This is a genomic window from Paenibacillus sp. HJGM_3, assembly GCF_045062745.1.
Classification (GTDB): domain Bacteria; phylum Bacillota; class Bacilli; order Paenibacillales; family NBRC-103111; genus Paenibacillus_AA.
Genome location: NZ_JBJGED010000005.1, coordinates 211,858 through 226,731, shown reverse-complemented (window position 1 = coordinate 226,731; position 14,874 = coordinate 211,858). Strand labels below are relative to the sequence as shown.

The following is a 14,874-nucleotide window of genomic DNA, read 5'->3' as shown; positions in this document are numbered from 1 at the left end:
TATTATCTTCGCTCCTCTTCGCCTACCGATAAAATGATTTTCCCATAGTGAACCTTACCGGCCACCAACTCTGCAAAAGCCGCGCCGCCTTCCTCCAACGGACGGACTTGCGTCCAGCCCGTTTCCGTGATGCGCCCATCCGACAAAAGGCGAACCGATTGCGCGAAATCTTCCTCGCTGTAGCAGAACGAACCGAGATATTCGATTTCTCGGCGAATCATCGTGTTCACCGGCAGCATCGTCCCGTCAATGCCGAGGCCGATGTTCATCACGGTTCCGCCGGGATTGACGAGCTGGACCGCTTGCTCGCGGGTGGGCTGGAACCCGGCGGCATCCAGGACGACGTCCAAGCCTTGAGGGCCGCAGGCATCCTTCACGGTGTCCGCCCAGCCGGGATCCCGGGGGTTGACGGCACCGTCCGCTCCTGCGTGCAGCGCGATCTGCAGCCTTGCCGGGTTCGTGTCGGCGACGATCACACGGGCCGCCCCGAGGAGCCGGGCCACTCTGGCGCACAGCAGACCGATGCCGCCGGCGCCGAATACAAGCACGTTCGCTAGCGGGTGTCGGGCGAGCGCCCGCCGCGTCGCACGCAGCGAACAGGCTAGCGGCTCCGCCAAGCAGGCGCGGTACGGCGACAGCGAGTCCGGTACGACGTGCACTGCACGTTCGGGCACCGTTACCCGCTCCGCAAACGCGCCCGGGCGATGGATACCGATAATACGCCGCGTATCGCATAGCTGCGTGAAACCGCGGACGCATCTGGGACACGTTCCGCAATGCAACAGCGGATTGACGACAACCTTCTGCCCGGCCTGCAGGTGCCCTCCCGTCCTGGAGGCCTCTTCCACAATGCCGCAAAACTCATGGCCCATGACAAGCGGCGGAACCCGCAAGCTGTTATGGCCCAAATATCCCTCGATCTCCGACCCGCAAATACCTACGGCAAGCACTCGTATAAGCACCTCGCCAGACTCGGGTGCCGGTACTGCCGTTTCCTCTATATCCATCCGCTCAACTGCATTCCATACGAGCGCTCTCATAACGGTTCCTTCTTTCCTTCCGTCCTATCCGACGACGAGCGTCGGCAACAATCCAATGCCTGCAGAAGCCGCGCGATATCCTCACTGTCGTTAAACAAATGGATCGAGACCCGGAACCGCCCGTCGCCTCCCCATACATAAATGTTTCGCTCCTGCAGTTCGGCCGCCAATTCATCTCCACTATCGGACAAGATGCAGATATTGCCGGCGCGCCGCTCCGATTCGGCCGGCGTCATGATCTCATAACCGAGCTCTGTCAGCTTCCCGATCAATTCACTGCCCAAATCGAGAATATGCCGTTCGATCCGGTCGACTCCTATATCAAGAAGCACCTGCACCGATTCATTCAGCGCATACACGGTCGGGTAGCTCGGATAACCGGTCTCAAACCGGCGGGCATCCTCGAGAAAGGCAAACGACTCGAACCGGTTTGGGCTGAACATGTCGGTTACGGCCCGCCAACCGGTAGACTTCGGCATAAAAGCAGAAAGACGTGTCGGATTGACGCCCAGAATGCCAAGGCCATGCACAGACAAGAGCCACTTATAGGAGCTGCAGACGACGAAGTCTGCTTCGTACATGTCGACCGAAACGGCGCCTAACGACTGAGTAGCGTCAAGCAGCAGAAGCGTATCCGTTTGCTTCAGCCGAGCGTACAGGCTGCGATAATCGAGCCGGGCGCCGGAATAATAACTGACGTGGCTCGTCATTACGATCCGGGTACGACTATCGACCTCCGCCATAATGTTTTCCGGCGTCACCTGCCACCGCGTGTGGTTAACAACCCTCACGGTGACGCCCTTTTCCTTCAGCAGCAGCCAAGGCAGCACGCCCGCCGGAAACTCCAGCGTATGAATGACCACGTTGTCGCCGGGCTTGAAATCGATAGCCCCCGCAATCATCGAAACAATCTCGGAGCTGTTGGACAGAAAGGCGATTTCCTCCGGCTTGCCGCCGAGCAGACGGGCGACGTTCGCTTTGCAGGATGCCTCGATCCGGGCATTGTTTTCGCGACCGGCGGGCCCTAACGACCGGATGCGCATATACGTTTGCACAGCTTCCGCCGCCACCTTGAGAGCAGGAGTTTCAGCCCCGCTGTATAACCAAGTGCACTCCTCGAGTCCGATAAATCTGCTTTTGTCTATGAGCGATTGCATAGCTTTCACTCCTTAGTCCTAATCGTGTGTTCGGAATGAGCTCCCCGTCTTACATAACGCTCCTCCTCTCTCACTCCTTCACGCTGCCGAGCACGATCCCTTTCATGAAGTACTTTTGCAGAAACGGGTATACGAGCAGTACGGGCAGCGCACCCAAAAAGATTTCGGCCGCCTTGATCGTCCGGTCGGAGATTAGTTTCAGGTTCTTCAGCTCTTCTTCTCCGAGCGATGTGAAGTCTTTCTGAATCACGACCGTTTGCAAATAGCTCTGCAGCGGATAATGGTTCGGCGAATTCATCAGAATGAGCCCGTCGAACCAGGAATTCCAGTGTCCGACTACGGTGAGCAGCATGATCGTCGCAAGTGCAGGTACGGACAACGGAACGATGACCCGGATCAGCGTCGAGAGATGGCCGGCCCCGTCAATAAAAGCCGCTTCCTCCAACTCCCGCGGAATGCCCCGGAAAAAGTTCAGCAGGAGGATCACGCTGAATACCGGCACGGCACCCGGAATAATGAGCGCCCAAATCGAATCGAGCAGCCCTGTCGCACGAATGATCATATACCACGGAATGAGTCCGCCGCTGAACAAGATCGTGAGCACGAAAAACCAGGCGTACCATGTTCGCGGACGAAAGGAGCTGGATTCCTTGGCCAGCGGATAAGCCGTCAAGATCGTCATAATCATGTTGACGATCGTGCCGAGCACCACCCGTTTTACCGAAATACCGAAAGCGTTCGTAAATTTCCCCGTACTGAGCACATAATGATAGGATTGCGTCGTGAAGTCGACGGGCCACAGCTTCACTAATCCGGCCGTAGCCGCCGCATTGGAGCTGAATGAGATCGCAAGGACGTGGATCAGCGGCAGAACGCACGCGAATGCCAGCGAGAGAAGCAACGAATAATTAATGACGTTAAACAACTTTCGCGAAAACGATGCGGGTACAATCACAGCCCTCCCTCCCTTTAGAAGATACGGTAATTAGCCAGGCGATAGGCCAAAAAATAGGCGACGGAAATAAAGCAGAGCGAGACGACCGACTTGAGCAATCCGATCGCGGTAGCCGGCCCGTATTGGGCCGCGATCAACCCCATGCGGTATACGTACGTGTCGATGATGTCGCCGCTCTCGTACACCTGCGGGCTGTATAAATTGAACACCTGCTCGAAGCCCGCGTTCAAAATGCTTCCCAAACTGAGCGTAGCCATCAGTACGATGATCGGCCGCATGCCCGGCAGAGTAATGTGCCATGTTTGCCGCAGCCTGCCCGCCCCATCGACGACGGCCGCTTCGTACAGCGTAGGATTGATACTCGTAAGGGCGGCCAAATAAACGATCGTGCTGAAGCCGAATTCCTTCCATTCGTTCGAGCCGACCAGCACGTAAGGAAACCAGCTGTTGTTCCCGAGAAAATAAATCGGCTCAATGCCTAACCACCCAAGAAAAGCATTCACGATCCCCTGCGATGGGGACAAGATGTCGATCAATACGCCGCCCAGAATGACCCAGGACAAGAAATGCGGCAAGTAGATGAGCGTCTGGATTCCTCTCTTAATGAAGGTGAGCGATACTTCGTTCAGGAGCAGGGCGATGACGACCGGCACCGTAAGCCCGGCTGCAATTTTCATAGCGGCTATAAAAACTGTATTGCGCAGTACCTCCAACGTATCCGGCAGGCCGAACACGTACCGGAAGTTTTTAAGACCGACCCAGTCCGATTCAAAAAAGCCTTTGACCGGCATGTATTTCTGAAAGGCGATCACGATCCCGAACATCGGGCCGTAGCTGTAGATCAACACCAGAATGACGGCCGGCAAGAGCATCAGGTGGAGGGGGATGTTGGATATCGCTTTCCTTTTCACAACACACGCACGCCCTTTCTGTTAGCCGTAGTGAGACAAACAGGGGAAAGCGGTCGCCCTCCCCTTATCCGCAGCTGTCTTTATTTGTTTTTCGCATACCAATCATTCACTTCTTTTGTAATTTCGTCACCGCCGTTTTTCTTCCAGTCTTCGACGAACTTGTCGAACTGGTCGATCGACGCCGTCCCGAGGATGATCTTGGTGAACAGCTCATTCTTCATCTTGTCGAGCGCCGGCCCCTTCTCCACCATCGCCGGCAGAGGCGAAGTAATGAACTCGTTGGAAATAAACTGATCATTTTTGCGATACGCATCGGTCACGCCCATGGAACCGTCCTTCCCGAAGATGGCGTTCCATCCCCAAGCGCTCTTGTCTCCGCCCTGGAATTTAAGAATGTTGTTATAGACGGCCTTATCGTCGCCTGTCAGAGCGGACGTATCTTTGGTCTCCAATGCTTTCACGACCTTCAGCCGCTGATCCGCATTCTTGAACGCCTTATAGACCGCAATCGAGTTCATTTGCCAAATCTCCACGTTTCCGTCGTTGACGTATTTCTTGTTGATCTCATCGTCTTTATTTTCATAGAACGTGTTGATCCAGAAATCGATCATTTTGAACAACGCTTCGGGCTGCTTGACGCTTTTCTTCACCACCCAGTAGCCGACGACACCAAGATCGATCTGATTTTTCGCCTGTTGGCCGTCTGCCGAAACGATCGGGAACGCCTTCCATTCCATTGTCGGATCTTTATCGATTCCGGACTGCAGAGGAAACAGACCGCTGTATGGGGAGCCGTACATCAGGCCGATTTTGCCGCCCGCGATGGACTCGGCTGCTTTGGCGAACGCCTTCGTGCCGAATTCGGGATCGATTTGCTTCTGCTTTGCCATATCCTGCAGCTTCTGCAACGCGGTTTTCATGGCCGGCTGAATCGTGCTGTAGACCAGCTTCCCGGAAGCGTCCTTCAACCAAATGTCCCGGTAAGCGTGGAAGCCGTTCAAAAAGCCGTTAATGGAGGCGAAGTCCTTGTCGAGCGCAAGCCCGAATGTGTCGTCCTTGCCGTTGCCGTCGGGGTCCTGAGCCGTAAAAGCGGCACTGATCTTAAGCACGTCGTCCATCGTTTTCGGCTCCGGGAGGTTCAGCTTTCGCAGCCAATCCGTACGCACCCAGATCATTTGTGAACCTTCCTTCGGTACTCCCGTCCACGGAATGGCCATCAGCTTTCCGTTTATCGTGGCGGACTTGATTGCCTGGTCACCGCCCTCGGTCAACACCTTTTTCACGCGGTCGGGCGCTTTCGTGTTGTAGGCGTCCGTCAAGTCGGCGAGCAGGCCGGCGTCGGCCAACTGTTTGAATTGAACGCCGCTTGCCAAGAAGAAATCCGGAATGTCGCCGGAGGCGATCATCAGGTTCGTCTTCTGCTCCCATTGAGTCGGGTCGACCGTCCACAAATATTTCACCTTAACCCCAAATTCGCTTTCATAAGCCCGCGTCCAGGGGTTGTTATCGACTGAATCGCCTGAAGCGTACTTAACCGTGGGTAACACTTTGCCTACGGTTGTGAGCGTGATCGGCGGATTGTACTTGCCGTCTTTATTTCCTGCAGGACTCGGACTCGCATTCGAGCTCGGTGAAGCAGGGGCAGACGGACTAGGGCTTCCATTCTTTCCGGGCTCCTCGGTCGATTTGCTGCAAGCTGAGAGTACCGGCAGCAGCACTAGAAGGAAAGCCACCATCGTTATCCATCCACGTTTCATTTGCCCAACTCCTCCTCTAACCAATGGTTAACACGTTGTGGAAGCGGTTTGATCTAACCAGACTGGGGGCGTTGACATCGTTAATTATTCATGACGTTAAGTTTTTCCTGATCTGTTGACCCCCCCCCTTTGCATTCCGGATTTCTTCCTCCATGATTCTGATTTTTACGTCTATCATCTGCAAGCTGGAGGGGTATTTGCCGTCTACGCGAAGCGACAAGTCGAGCCAAGGCGAGTCCGAATAGATGCGGCGCGCCAGCTTCGCGTTTTCCAGCTCGTTCTCCGCCGTTTCCAGCATGCTCGGCATATCCCCGCTCTGTTTGCTTGTCAAAAAGGTATAGGCGTTAACGGTGGATCGGAAGGTTCGGTAAACCAATTCACATAACTGCTTCTCTTCCGCAAGTGAAGCTTGAATCACCGCATCGTCCCCTTCCGGCAGCGCCTCAAGAATATGAAGAGCCTCCTGTGAGAGCTGCACGGCGCTTTCGTACTCCCTCATGAACACGGACCAGTAGTCTTCTTCGGTCTCCATTCTCATAACGGCCTTGATCTGATTGTGCGGCACTTCTTCCATCACGAGTGAATGCTTAACCTCGTTAACTGTCGTCGAAAACGTTTCCTCGTTTTCCTGCAGGTAATAGAGCAGCGCCTGGAATTCCTCTCTTTTTTCAGCCTCGTCGCCAAAGAATAGCGGATGTGCCGGTCCGATAAACTCGGGCCCCGTAAAGTAAGTGGCGATGTAAGGCAGATGCGAGACCGCTTCGCTTATCTTCGCCCATACTCGAACCATATCCGTGCCGAGCGCCCCGAAGTCTCTCTTGGCCATCGCAGACAGCACTTCCTCAACTGGCTTCTCCGGGTACCAGGACGTCCACCAGCCAAGCTCCTCCGCCCGGGATCCCCAAAAGCCGAAAAACATCCACGATTGCAGCACGCCGGCTGGATGCAGGGAAGCGACATTCCGCCATTTCTCCGCCAATCGGTGCAGGCTGGGCATGTAAGGATATTGAATACATTCGAGGCCGAGCGCGGTTTCCGTCTTCACGAACAGATCAATGCCCCGTTCTTGTAGAATGTCGGCCTGCTTCAACAAATTGCTGGCCGGTCCTGTGTAATCGATGCTGTAATCCCAAATCTTTTTCCGGTAGCCATCCTTGGGCGCCCATTCGTCCTTGTCGATCGTGTTCAGCCACGTGACCTGAGGATCCAAGCCTTGAAGCAGCTCCAGTTGGGCCGGGTCGCTGGACCAGATGAACGCGCTGTATGGCCAAGCCGCGACAGGCGCATCCGGCTTATATCGGTGCACAGCCTCCGCCGTCGCCTTCAGCAGCCCATTCACCGTATCTTCCGGTGTCCGTCCCGAGCATCGAGGGCAGTTCGTTTTCATCCCGGGGAGAAGACCAGTTTTGTCGGGCCGCATGAAGCAGTGGTAGTAGGATTCTCCGCCGATGATGAGGTTCAGGCCGCCGAGCTGCGGGATTTCCTTGAACAGGTTAGCCATCACTTCAGCGTGAAAAGCCAGCGTCTCCTCGTGTGAGGTGCAAAGGTTATGGATCGGTTTGGCGTCGCGTTTTAGGCCGGCGAATATTTTCGCCCCCCTTGCTTCCGGCACCCTCATAAACAACGGATGGTCGAAAGCCAGCTTAGGGCTAACGGGGACATAATACAACTGGATCCCATACTTCATCGCTCTCTCCGCCGCATTCCGCAGAGTGCCGATGTTCTGTTCATAATCCGGGCAATTGAGTTCAGGATAAATGTCGCTGCACACATAGAGCAGCCAATCGCCGTAAATCGTCATGCCGTTCACACCGGAATGGGCGAGCACTCGGAAAGCGTCATCCGATAAGTATTCCGGCGACAAATCGGGCACCAGGTAATTGGAGCCGAACGGAGCCTGACTGATCTGCGTCTTCCATCGCGGTTGCCTTGTGACCTCGCCCACACTCAGCACCGGCGCTCCCCGAACGGAAATCTCTTTTTCCAGATCGACGACCCCCGCCCATAGCCCGCGCATATCGGCAGCGGAAATTTGGATGCTGTGCGGATCCACCGTTCGCCGGAACCCTCCGGAAGGAACCTCGTCATCGATACGAAGAACAATTTGTCGGTCCTCCGGAGTGCCGATCACATCAATGCCGCATTTCGCGAGAAAGTCTTGAAGGTCTTCTGCCGCTTCATGCAAGCCAGGATAGTCGCCGCGACGAATGACGGCCCAGCTCCCGCTCAACTCAATCTCTCCTGATCCTACCGAAAACTCCGATGTCAGCTGGCGAACAAATCGGTGCGGGTCTCTTCTGCCTTGGTGCAGCGGGTTGTTATTCGTTTGCCGAAGGCGATCGCGGATCAATAGCGAATTGTGCATCATATGTGCAGTCCCCCTCCCCTCTTTTTTAAAACCATACTCCGTCCTGAAACTCGGAACTGTCCACCGCGTTCAGCTCCGCAAACTCCCGGTATGAGCGGTGGATGTGCCTGCGCATGACCTTCTCCGCTTCATCCGGATCGCGGCCGATCAGTGCTTCGATCAATTCCCAATGCTGCTCGACTTCTTTGGCCTTGGTCGATTTCTTCCCAAGGATGCGGTTGACCAGCGTAATTTGGAACGCAATCGATTTGTACATGGAGGCGAGCCGTTCATGGTTGGACAACCGGATGATGGATTGATGGATGTAGAGCGACTCCGTTAGCAGCGATGCTACGGTATCGTCGTGCAGCTTTGCCTTCATCGCCTCATAAAATTCTTGCAGATGCCGGATATCCTTTTCGGTTGCGTTATAGGTCGCCAAACGGATTGAAAGCCCTTCCAAAACGGCGCGAAGCGAGTAGATTTCAAATACGTCCCGCATATGAAACTCGCGTACGATGGGACCCTTATTCGTCACGATCTTGATGATGCCCTCGCCCGACAGCTGGCGGATCGCTTCCCTTACCGGCGTCTGGCTTATGCCGAGCTCCTTGGCCATTTTGGTTTCCACGATCCGTTCTCCCGGGTTAAGCTCACCATCGACGATTTGCTGTTTGATCAGCTCTACGATGTCCTCGCTGATGTTTTTGTTCTCCAGAATCGTCTGCTTCGTTACCCTATCCTTCATGAAATAACCTCATTCCCTAGTGGTGGTGTGCTCATTCAACATTATGCATTCTATATAATGGATATTACTTAATCCATAAAGAAAAACCGCTGGATATGTTGAATCCAGCGGTCATGATTGTTTCACTAACTCGATTATTGGATATCTTCGAACGAAGTTAGATCCAATTGGAGATTTCGAAGTTGCTTTAGATGCACAGCCGATAATCGACCCAAGAGCTCAATCCCTTTATCCGTTAATGAAATATGAACACTTCGCGCATCGTTCGGATTAGGACGTCGCTTGACTAGATCGGATTTTTCGCAGCGGGTTACTAACCCCACACAAGCATGATGTGTGATCTGTAGCTTTTCGGCCGCCTCGGAGACGGTTGCGTAATCACGTCCCGGATACCCTTGGATGGCAAGAAGTAATTGGTGTTGTTGGGGGGTTAATCCTACCTCTCTGGCGGCATTTTCACTGAAGTGAATGAAAATGCGCAGCTTATATCTAAACTCCGCCAACTGCTCGTATAACGGCTTCGAGAAGTTTTGATCTGGCATTAGTACGTGCTCCTTTACATATTTATATCTTAATGCGATATAAAATCAAAGGTGAACAATATCCTACATTAGATTTGGAGATGAGTTTCATGAAAATAAGTGCCATTATAAAATCCATTAGCTTCGGATTATTGTTTGCTATTTTTGCAATTGGTCTCTTACCAGTATTAGTCGCTTACAGCTTGGCTGAGATATACGGTTCGTCTGGTTATTACGACTGGGGAGGGGTGCCGACTCTCTTCGTTTTTCCTAGTTTGAAAAAGAAACACAAAAATAACAAGTAGCGAATCTGAATTATTTTCAATTCGTATTTCGGACGAACCATTCTAATGCCCCGTTCAACATGCCATCGGTAAATTGGTTAGCCACGTCGAATTCGGTAATCTCGAAACGTTCGGGACAGGCCGCATAATGATCCAACAGCGCCGCCCTGAACTTGTGCGCTCCGTCTGGTGGTACATGACCATCTTGGGCCCCATTCAGGAAGCGAATCGCGGGAGCATGTTCATACTTGTTCGCATTGGTGAGCGGATTGCAGCGGTGGTAACAATTCCAGGCATACGTATCCGGATGGCTCTCTTCTTCATCCGTGCCCGGACGCAGCCAATCGGGCGTCGATATGCAGGCCGCCACCGCGGTGATCCGATTGTCCAAACCTGCCGCGACCAAGGCGATGTCACCGCCCATCGAGATGCCCCCGGCCATCACGCCACCCGTCAGTCCAAATCGTTCTACCGCCCAGTCGATCACTCGCGGATATTCCTCCGCCGTCATTGCGATCATCGGCCAGAAGTAACGGCGCTTGTTACTCCTTAGTTTCCCGATAAACAGCTCGCGGCTCTCCCTCATCCGCTCCCCGTGTTCATACGGATCGTACGATACGGCTACGAAGCCAGCGTCGGCGAACATGCGCAGATGCGGTCGTAGTCCGTCCTTGCCGCCGGTCAGCCCCGGAAGCCAGATGACTAGGTGCCCGTTCCGCTCTCCGTCCGGCTCCTCCCAGATGAGCGGGATATGATCCACTATTTCATGATTGAGCTTATTCGTTTCTTTCGTCCCCATCGACTACTTTCCCCCCGGCAACATCATTTTTGATTCACATCAATTTCGTTTATTCGATTTTACCAATAAAGGTTGTTGCAGTTGTTTCTCTGTCGCCGCCATGTGAAGACACCCCATGAAATTCTTCATGGCTTACTTTCTTCCGCTGTCCCTGGTTATCAACATAGTATACTTCAACAGGTCCGCTTTCCATTTTATTCGAGGTTTTTAACTTTCCTGACGCAGGTATGTTATAAATGTATGAATTTCTTTCTTTAGGAAGTGGCGGGAAAGCCGTTTGTTCAAAAGTTACTTCTACTTCTCCAACAAAATTTTCGGGTACAAGGTAAATATGAAGAGGATATTTATTTGTTGTAGCAACTAGAAAGAAAAAACCCATTACCAAGCATGTAATTGCCGCGGCTACAAATACATACTTTTTCATTGATCACCCTCCTCTGGTTTTCTGACCTACTATGACCTGCCTCATGTCCTCAGTAAACAAAAAACCGCGCTGTGCGCGCGCCAATATGGATCTATATTTTTCTCTTCTAGCAGTCAACCATATATAAATGTCTTAGCATCCGTGTAAAAAAGTCGCAGAGGCCGGCGGTCATGCCGATGCCCTGCGACTTTTCGGCGCGTCTTAGTTCATTTGCCTTCCTCGTCGGCCGAGGGACCGTAGACGCCCGGCACCGGAATATCGAGAAGCCGCAAATAAACCCCGAGCTGCGCCCGGTGGTGGACCATGTGGCTTAAACCGAAGGTGCGGAGTGCGATCGCCCGTGGTTGGCGCAAAATGATATGGTCGCCGTTCCGCAAAGTCCATTCCTCGCCGAGCGTTTTCTCGTCGCATTCGGCTATCAGCTTTTCAAGCTTGACGATGTTCGCGTCGAATTCCTCCAGCACGTCTTCGCGTCTTCCCAAAGCTTCCCGCCGAAGCGGCACGGTAGAAAGATCGAATTCGGGGTAAAGAAAAATCGCGATTTGCCAGTTGAGCAGGTTGATCAGGTGCGTGGCCAGCCCGCCCAACGACATCGATTTCACGTGCGGCTTCCACGTCATATGCTCCTCAGGCAAACTTTCCAGGATGCGGCGCGTAGTGGCCAGCTCATGCATGGCGTCTCCGACGATCAATTGTTTCACCATATATTCCCTCTCCTCCCTTATGTATATAGCATACTATAAACCTCGGACTATTGCGAACCGAACGGATGGCATCGTACACCCCGCCTGGTATGCCTTATAAGCGCGTTAGCGGTCGGATCTGTGTAGTGAATTTGCTAGAATTCTCGGTGGAACCGCAGAAGTTGCCACCCCATTCCGCATTTAGTCGGCGTGGGATGGTTTGTCTTGTTGGAAAAACGCTTTATTGGATCGGGAGCGAGTAGCGGGCAAACCCTTCAGCGTTATCATTATACCGTTCACATATGATGTACTTGCGGCCCTCTGAGCCAACTTCCATACCTCTTTCTCTGATGTATTGATCTACTGCGAGGCTGGCAGCGTTAAAATCCCCTTGTTTATTGGCCACTACAACACACTTCTGGGGAGGCAACGTGGTCCGGAAATACCACTCCGGAATGCCTTCGAATGATTCAACCTCGACACAAAGAATATAGGCATGCAGGTCGGCGCTCCCCTGCGTATCCGCCTCCGGCCAAATTCCGTATTGAATGAAGGGATTCTTGACAGACGGCAAATGCTTAGCAGAGGACAGCAGACCTTCCTTGGCATGGCGATATTTTCCGCTCATATCTTGCAAACTGATACACGGAATGCCAATCAATTTTAAATCTCCATGTTCGACTACATAGGGTTTCATATCCTCCATCACTATCGCCTGCACCTCACTTCTGGTTTTACGATGCATCATTATTAACGGCGCAGGTACTCGTTCCGGCTTGTAGCCATCGCTGTACCTGACATTCTGATTCACCCACAAGTAATGGCCATCGGGCGTGTAAAGCTTCAAATAACCGCCGCAACCACCGAATTCGAGCTCCTCTTTCACGGTCCCACCATTCTCCAGCACCCGCACTGCCAATGCACCAATGTTCTTCGAATGCAACTCTAACGCGTGCTTCGGACGGCCGTGAAGAATCCAGTGCATGGGAAGCGGATTCGCCGGGTCCTCCTGTTGTACCAGCCGGATGACGGGCTGATTTTTTTCATTGCTATTTGTCCCCATGCTGATCGAACCGTCTTCCGCCGTGAAACGCCGTAAACCAAGTGCATTTTCAAAGAAAACGGCCGTACTTGCGGGATCCGATACGTGCATCTGGACGTGCCGGAAACCGGTAATGTTAGTTTCAAAACAATTGTCAATTCCGGCTTCGGTCCTCTCGTAAGCCCCGATCAGGTGGCCTTCCGGATCGAAGAAGGACATATAACCGTTGGTCGGTTCCACCAGTATGTCGGCACCTGCTTTGGACAAACTCTCTTTCAACACCGCCAGATCTTTGATGTATAAGGCCAAGTATTCTTGCAGTCTTCCATTTACCGTACCATGCAGATGGCGGAATTCCATTTCCGGGGTTTCCAGGATGTGCAGACCAGGTGCAGTTCTTGGTACGGTGCGTAAAAACGTGTTTCGTTCAATCGGTCGCTCCGGGTATTCCAGCTCTAATCCTAGCACCTTAGCATAGAAACTGACCGTTTGGGCAAGTTTCCTGGCGGGCAGCTGCACCAAGGTTACCAGATCGATCGCGGACTCAAGCCCGGTTGAATGCAGGATTGGCTCATTTTGTTGGAGGCCCTCGTTGTTGCCGGAGTTACCCTTAAGCACCTTGAAGGCTTGTGTTACCCGTTGTGGCTGAAAGTTTTCTTCATGATTAGGCTTTGCTAACTTTTTCAATTGCGGCACTCTCCTCTATGAGTTGGATTGTATAGGGATATAGACTTTTACAATGGTCTCATGCTCCACTTCGCGTCCATCCGGTGTGGAATATTCCGCAAACCATTGCCGCTCTTCATCCAGCCAATAACCCCCGCTGGCCGCGATCCACCGATACATATGATCGAGTACGCCGCCGAGCATTCCGTAGGTCCGGGTGGTGCAGCAGGCGTAAGTGCCGAACCCGATTCGTTTCCCCTCCGGGCCGGCTAGTCCTTTTGACTCCCGGACGCGGGTCAGAATCCCATTCTCCCACCAATAATCGTCCGAATCCGCAGAATGGCCGTATGCATAAGACATATAGTAGTTTCCGGTATTTGTAAGTATAGACTCTTCTGTGCCCTTTGTGTACCAATCGATCAGTCTTTGCTCGGCATCCGCCTGTGCCGCCGGCCCGTGTCCCCGATAATACCAAGCATACACTCCTGTTAACTCCACGATTTCAATCGGTTTATTCTCGAGCTTCCGCTGAACGGGAAGATAAAGGTTCATTCGTGTTAGTTTACCGTTATACGCTATGAATTCTTCCACATATTGATGGTTTCCGATTTCGAATGTGCTTCTCGGAAGCCATTCGGACAACAGCCGGTTCCATCCTTCCTGAACTGTCCTGGGTGACAAGGCGGAAATCTTCCGTATGGCATAGAGCCCCCCGTTGAACGTCTCCTCCGTAAACACCGGACTGTTATCGTTAAACTTCCCCTCTTGAAGCTCAATCAGCATTTTGTAACCATATCGAGGTGCGCCTCCTTCATCGGGAACTTCCACATTATGACCGAATATTCGGCCCCTTGACTTCACGTTCCCGTTCGCCGCCAGTGCAGCAAGCTTCTCGCATGCAATCCGGAAGCCCTCTTTTTCCATTCCCTCTGCTTGATCGGACAAATGAAGATATGTGTACATCCTCCCCGGCACTAACCGGGCTACCTTGACGTCCGGGAAACGCTCCGTCTGATCCCTGTCCTCCTTATAAGCGACCTGCTCGTGAAGCCGAATCGGTTCGAAGCTGAAGAAAATGTTTGCTTGCCGATAGGCAGCAGGTGTCAGTCCTACGATTTTCTTGAACACTTTGGCAAAAGCAGGATAAGTTTCAAAACCGCTCATCCAAGCGATTTCTTCGACGGTGAGCTTTGAATTACGAAGGTGATTGGCGGAAACACTAATTCTCCGTTTGCGGATATAATCTTTAATGGGATGCCCAGTAAGCGCATAAAACACCCGATACAACTGAGCGACCGAAATATAGGCGACCTCTGCGAGAGATGAAAGCTCAAGCTCCTCCTCCAGGCGCTCCTCGATAAGGTCAATCACCCTCTGGACGGAATCGGCATAACTCAATGTGCTCACCTGCCAAAACATCGTTTGAAAATAAGTATAACAGAGCAAACTCTATCCATTATGTTCAAAATTCTCAGAAATGTCGGTTCGTTCGACTAAAAAAAAAGAAACCACAACACGAGAATAAGTCGCATTGTGGTTA

The 14,874-nt window shown here is 52.6% G+C and carries 14 protein-coding genes; 1 reads left to right on the top strand and 13 read right to left on the bottom strand.

The window, feature by feature from the left end; genetic code table 11:
* Window positions 1-2: 2 nt before the first annotated feature.
* The 8 genes from ACI5FR_RS08050 to ACI5FR_RS08015 form a co-directional block, all read right to left on the bottom strand.
* Window positions 3-1,040, bottom strand: a complete 1,038-nt coding sequence (locus ACI5FR_RS08050) for a zinc-dependent alcohol dehydrogenase (RefSeq protein WP_405452748.1) — start codon at window positions 1,038-1,040, stop codon at window positions 3-5.
* Window positions 1,037-2,197 (bottom strand): aminotransferase class V-fold PLP-dependent enzyme, encoded by a 1,161-nt coding sequence (locus ACI5FR_RS08045; RefSeq protein WP_405452745.1) that lies wholly within the window; start codon window positions 2,195-2,197, stop codon window positions 1,037-1,039. The genes ACI5FR_RS08050 and ACI5FR_RS08045 overlap by 4 nt, the downstream gene beginning before the upstream one ends.
* 70 nt (window positions 2,198-2,267) lie before the next feature.
* Complete coding sequence (locus ACI5FR_RS08040; protein ID WP_405452743.1) at window positions 2,268-3,152, bottom strand: carbohydrate ABC transporter permease; 885 nt, start codon at window positions 3,150-3,152, stop codon at window positions 2,268-2,270.
* A gap of 14 nt (window positions 3,153-3,166) precedes the next feature.
* The gene (locus ACI5FR_RS08035) at window positions 3,167-4,024 is read right to left on the bottom strand and encodes an ABC transporter permease (RefSeq protein WP_405452979.1); all 858 of its coding nucleotides are present in this window, start codon (window positions 4,022-4,024) and stop codon (window positions 3,167-3,169) included.
* Between the two features lie 119 nt (window positions 4,025-4,143).
* Window positions 4,144-5,820, bottom strand: a complete 1,677-nt coding sequence (locus ACI5FR_RS08030) for an extracellular solute-binding protein (protein ID WP_405452740.1) — start codon at window positions 5,818-5,820, stop codon at window positions 4,144-4,146.
* An 88-nt stretch (window positions 5,821-5,908) separates the two neighbouring features.
* On the bottom strand, window positions 5,909-8,188 hold the full coding sequence (locus tag ACI5FR_RS08025; RefSeq protein WP_405452737.1) for a beta-N-acetylhexosaminidase family protein: 2,280 nt from the start codon (window positions 8,186-8,188) through the stop codon (window positions 5,909-5,911).
* Window positions 8,189-8,213: 25 nt separating this feature from the next.
* Window positions 8,214-8,915: a GntR family transcriptional regulator gene (locus ACI5FR_RS08020; RefSeq protein ID WP_405452734.1), complete on the bottom strand. Its 702-nt coding sequence runs from the start codon at window positions 8,913-8,915 to the stop codon at window positions 8,214-8,216.
* A gap of 134 nt (window positions 8,916-9,049) precedes the next feature.
* A complete protein-coding gene (locus ACI5FR_RS08015; protein WP_405452731.1) occupies window positions 9,050-9,457 on the bottom strand; it encodes a MarR family winged helix-turn-helix transcriptional regulator in 408 nt (135 codons plus the stop codon).
* Between the two features lie 89 nt (window positions 9,458-9,546).
* On the opposite strand from ACI5FR_RS08015, the gene ACI5FR_RS08010 reads away from it, so the two are divergent.
* Window positions 9,547-9,741 carry a hypothetical protein gene (locus ACI5FR_RS08010; protein ID WP_405452728.1) on the top strand — a complete coding sequence of 65 codons (195 nt, stop codon included), beginning with the start codon at window positions 9,547-9,549 and terminating at the stop codon, window positions 9,739-9,741.
* A gap of 16 nt (window positions 9,742-9,757) precedes the next feature.
* Here the strand turns inward: ACI5FR_RS08010 and ACI5FR_RS08005 are convergent, their stop codons facing one another.
* The 5 genes from ACI5FR_RS08005 to ACI5FR_RS07985 form a co-directional block, all read right to left on the bottom strand.
* Window positions 9,758-10,519 carry a dienelactone hydrolase family protein gene (locus ACI5FR_RS08005; RefSeq protein WP_405452725.1) on the bottom strand — a complete coding sequence of 254 codons (762 nt, stop codon included), beginning with the start codon at window positions 10,517-10,519 and terminating at the stop codon, window positions 9,758-9,760.
* 49 nt (window positions 10,520-10,568) lie between these two features.
* A complete protein-coding gene (locus ACI5FR_RS08000; protein WP_405452722.1) occupies window positions 10,569-10,943 on the bottom strand; it encodes a DUF6843 domain-containing protein in 375 nt (124 codons plus the stop codon).
* Window positions 10,944-11,149: 206 nt separating this feature from the next.
* A complete protein-coding gene (locus ACI5FR_RS07995) occupies window positions 11,150-11,647 on the bottom strand; it encodes a DinB family protein (RefSeq protein WP_405452720.1) in 498 nt (165 codons plus the stop codon).
* Between the two features lie 220 nt (window positions 11,648-11,867).
* A complete protein-coding gene (locus ACI5FR_RS07990) occupies window positions 11,868-13,355 on the bottom strand; it encodes a VOC family protein (protein ID WP_405452717.1) in 1,488 nt (495 codons plus the stop codon).
* Window positions 13,356-13,370: 15 nt separating this feature from the next.
* On the bottom strand, window positions 13,371-14,741 hold the full coding sequence (locus ACI5FR_RS07985) for a helix-turn-helix domain-containing protein (protein ID WP_405452715.1): 1,371 nt from the start codon (window positions 14,739-14,741) through the stop codon (window positions 13,371-13,373).
* Window positions 14,742-14,874: the final 133 nt, after the last annotated feature.

Excerpts from the sequence above, each read along its gene's own strand:
- ACI5FR_RS08050 (WP_405452748.1), bottom strand. The coding sequence starts at position 1,040 with ATGAGAGCGCTCGTATGGAATGCAGTTGAGCGGATGGATATAGAGGAA.
- ACI5FR_RS08045 (WP_405452745.1), bottom strand. The coding sequence starts at position 2,197 with ATGCAATCGCTCATAGACAAAAGCAGATTTATCGGACTCGAGGAGTGC.
- ACI5FR_RS08035 (WP_405452979.1), bottom strand. The coding sequence starts at position 4,024 with ATGCTCTTGCCGGCCGTCATTCTGGTGTTGATCTACAGCTACGGCCCG.
- ACI5FR_RS08030 (WP_405452740.1), bottom strand. The coding sequence starts at position 5,820 with ATGAAACGTGGATGGATAACGATGGTGGCTTTCCTTCTAGTGCTGCTG.
- ACI5FR_RS08025 (WP_405452737.1), bottom strand. The coding sequence starts at position 8,188 with ATGATGCACAATTCGCTATTGATCCGCGATCGCCTTCGGCAAACGAAT.
- ACI5FR_RS08020 (WP_405452734.1), bottom strand. The coding sequence starts at position 8,915 with ATGAAGGATAGGGTAACGAAGCAGACGATTCTGGAGAACAAAAACATC.
- ACI5FR_RS08015 (WP_405452731.1), bottom strand. The coding sequence starts at position 9,457 with ATGCCAGATCAAAACTTCTCGAAGCCGTTATACGAGCAGTTGGCGGAG.
- ACI5FR_RS08010 (WP_405452728.1), top strand. The coding sequence starts at position 9,547 with ATGAAAATAAGTGCCATTATAAAATCCATTAGCTTCGGATTATTGTTT.
- ACI5FR_RS08005 (WP_405452725.1), bottom strand. The coding sequence starts at position 10,519 with ATGGGGACGAAAGAAACGAATAAGCTCAATCATGAAATAGTGGATCAT.
- ACI5FR_RS08000 (WP_405452722.1), bottom strand. The coding sequence starts at position 10,943 with ATGAAAAAGTATGTATTTGTAGCCGCGGCAATTACATGCTTGGTAATG.
- ACI5FR_RS07995 (WP_405452720.1), bottom strand. The coding sequence starts at position 11,647 with ATGGTGAAACAATTGATCGTCGGAGACGCCATGCATGAGCTGGCCACT.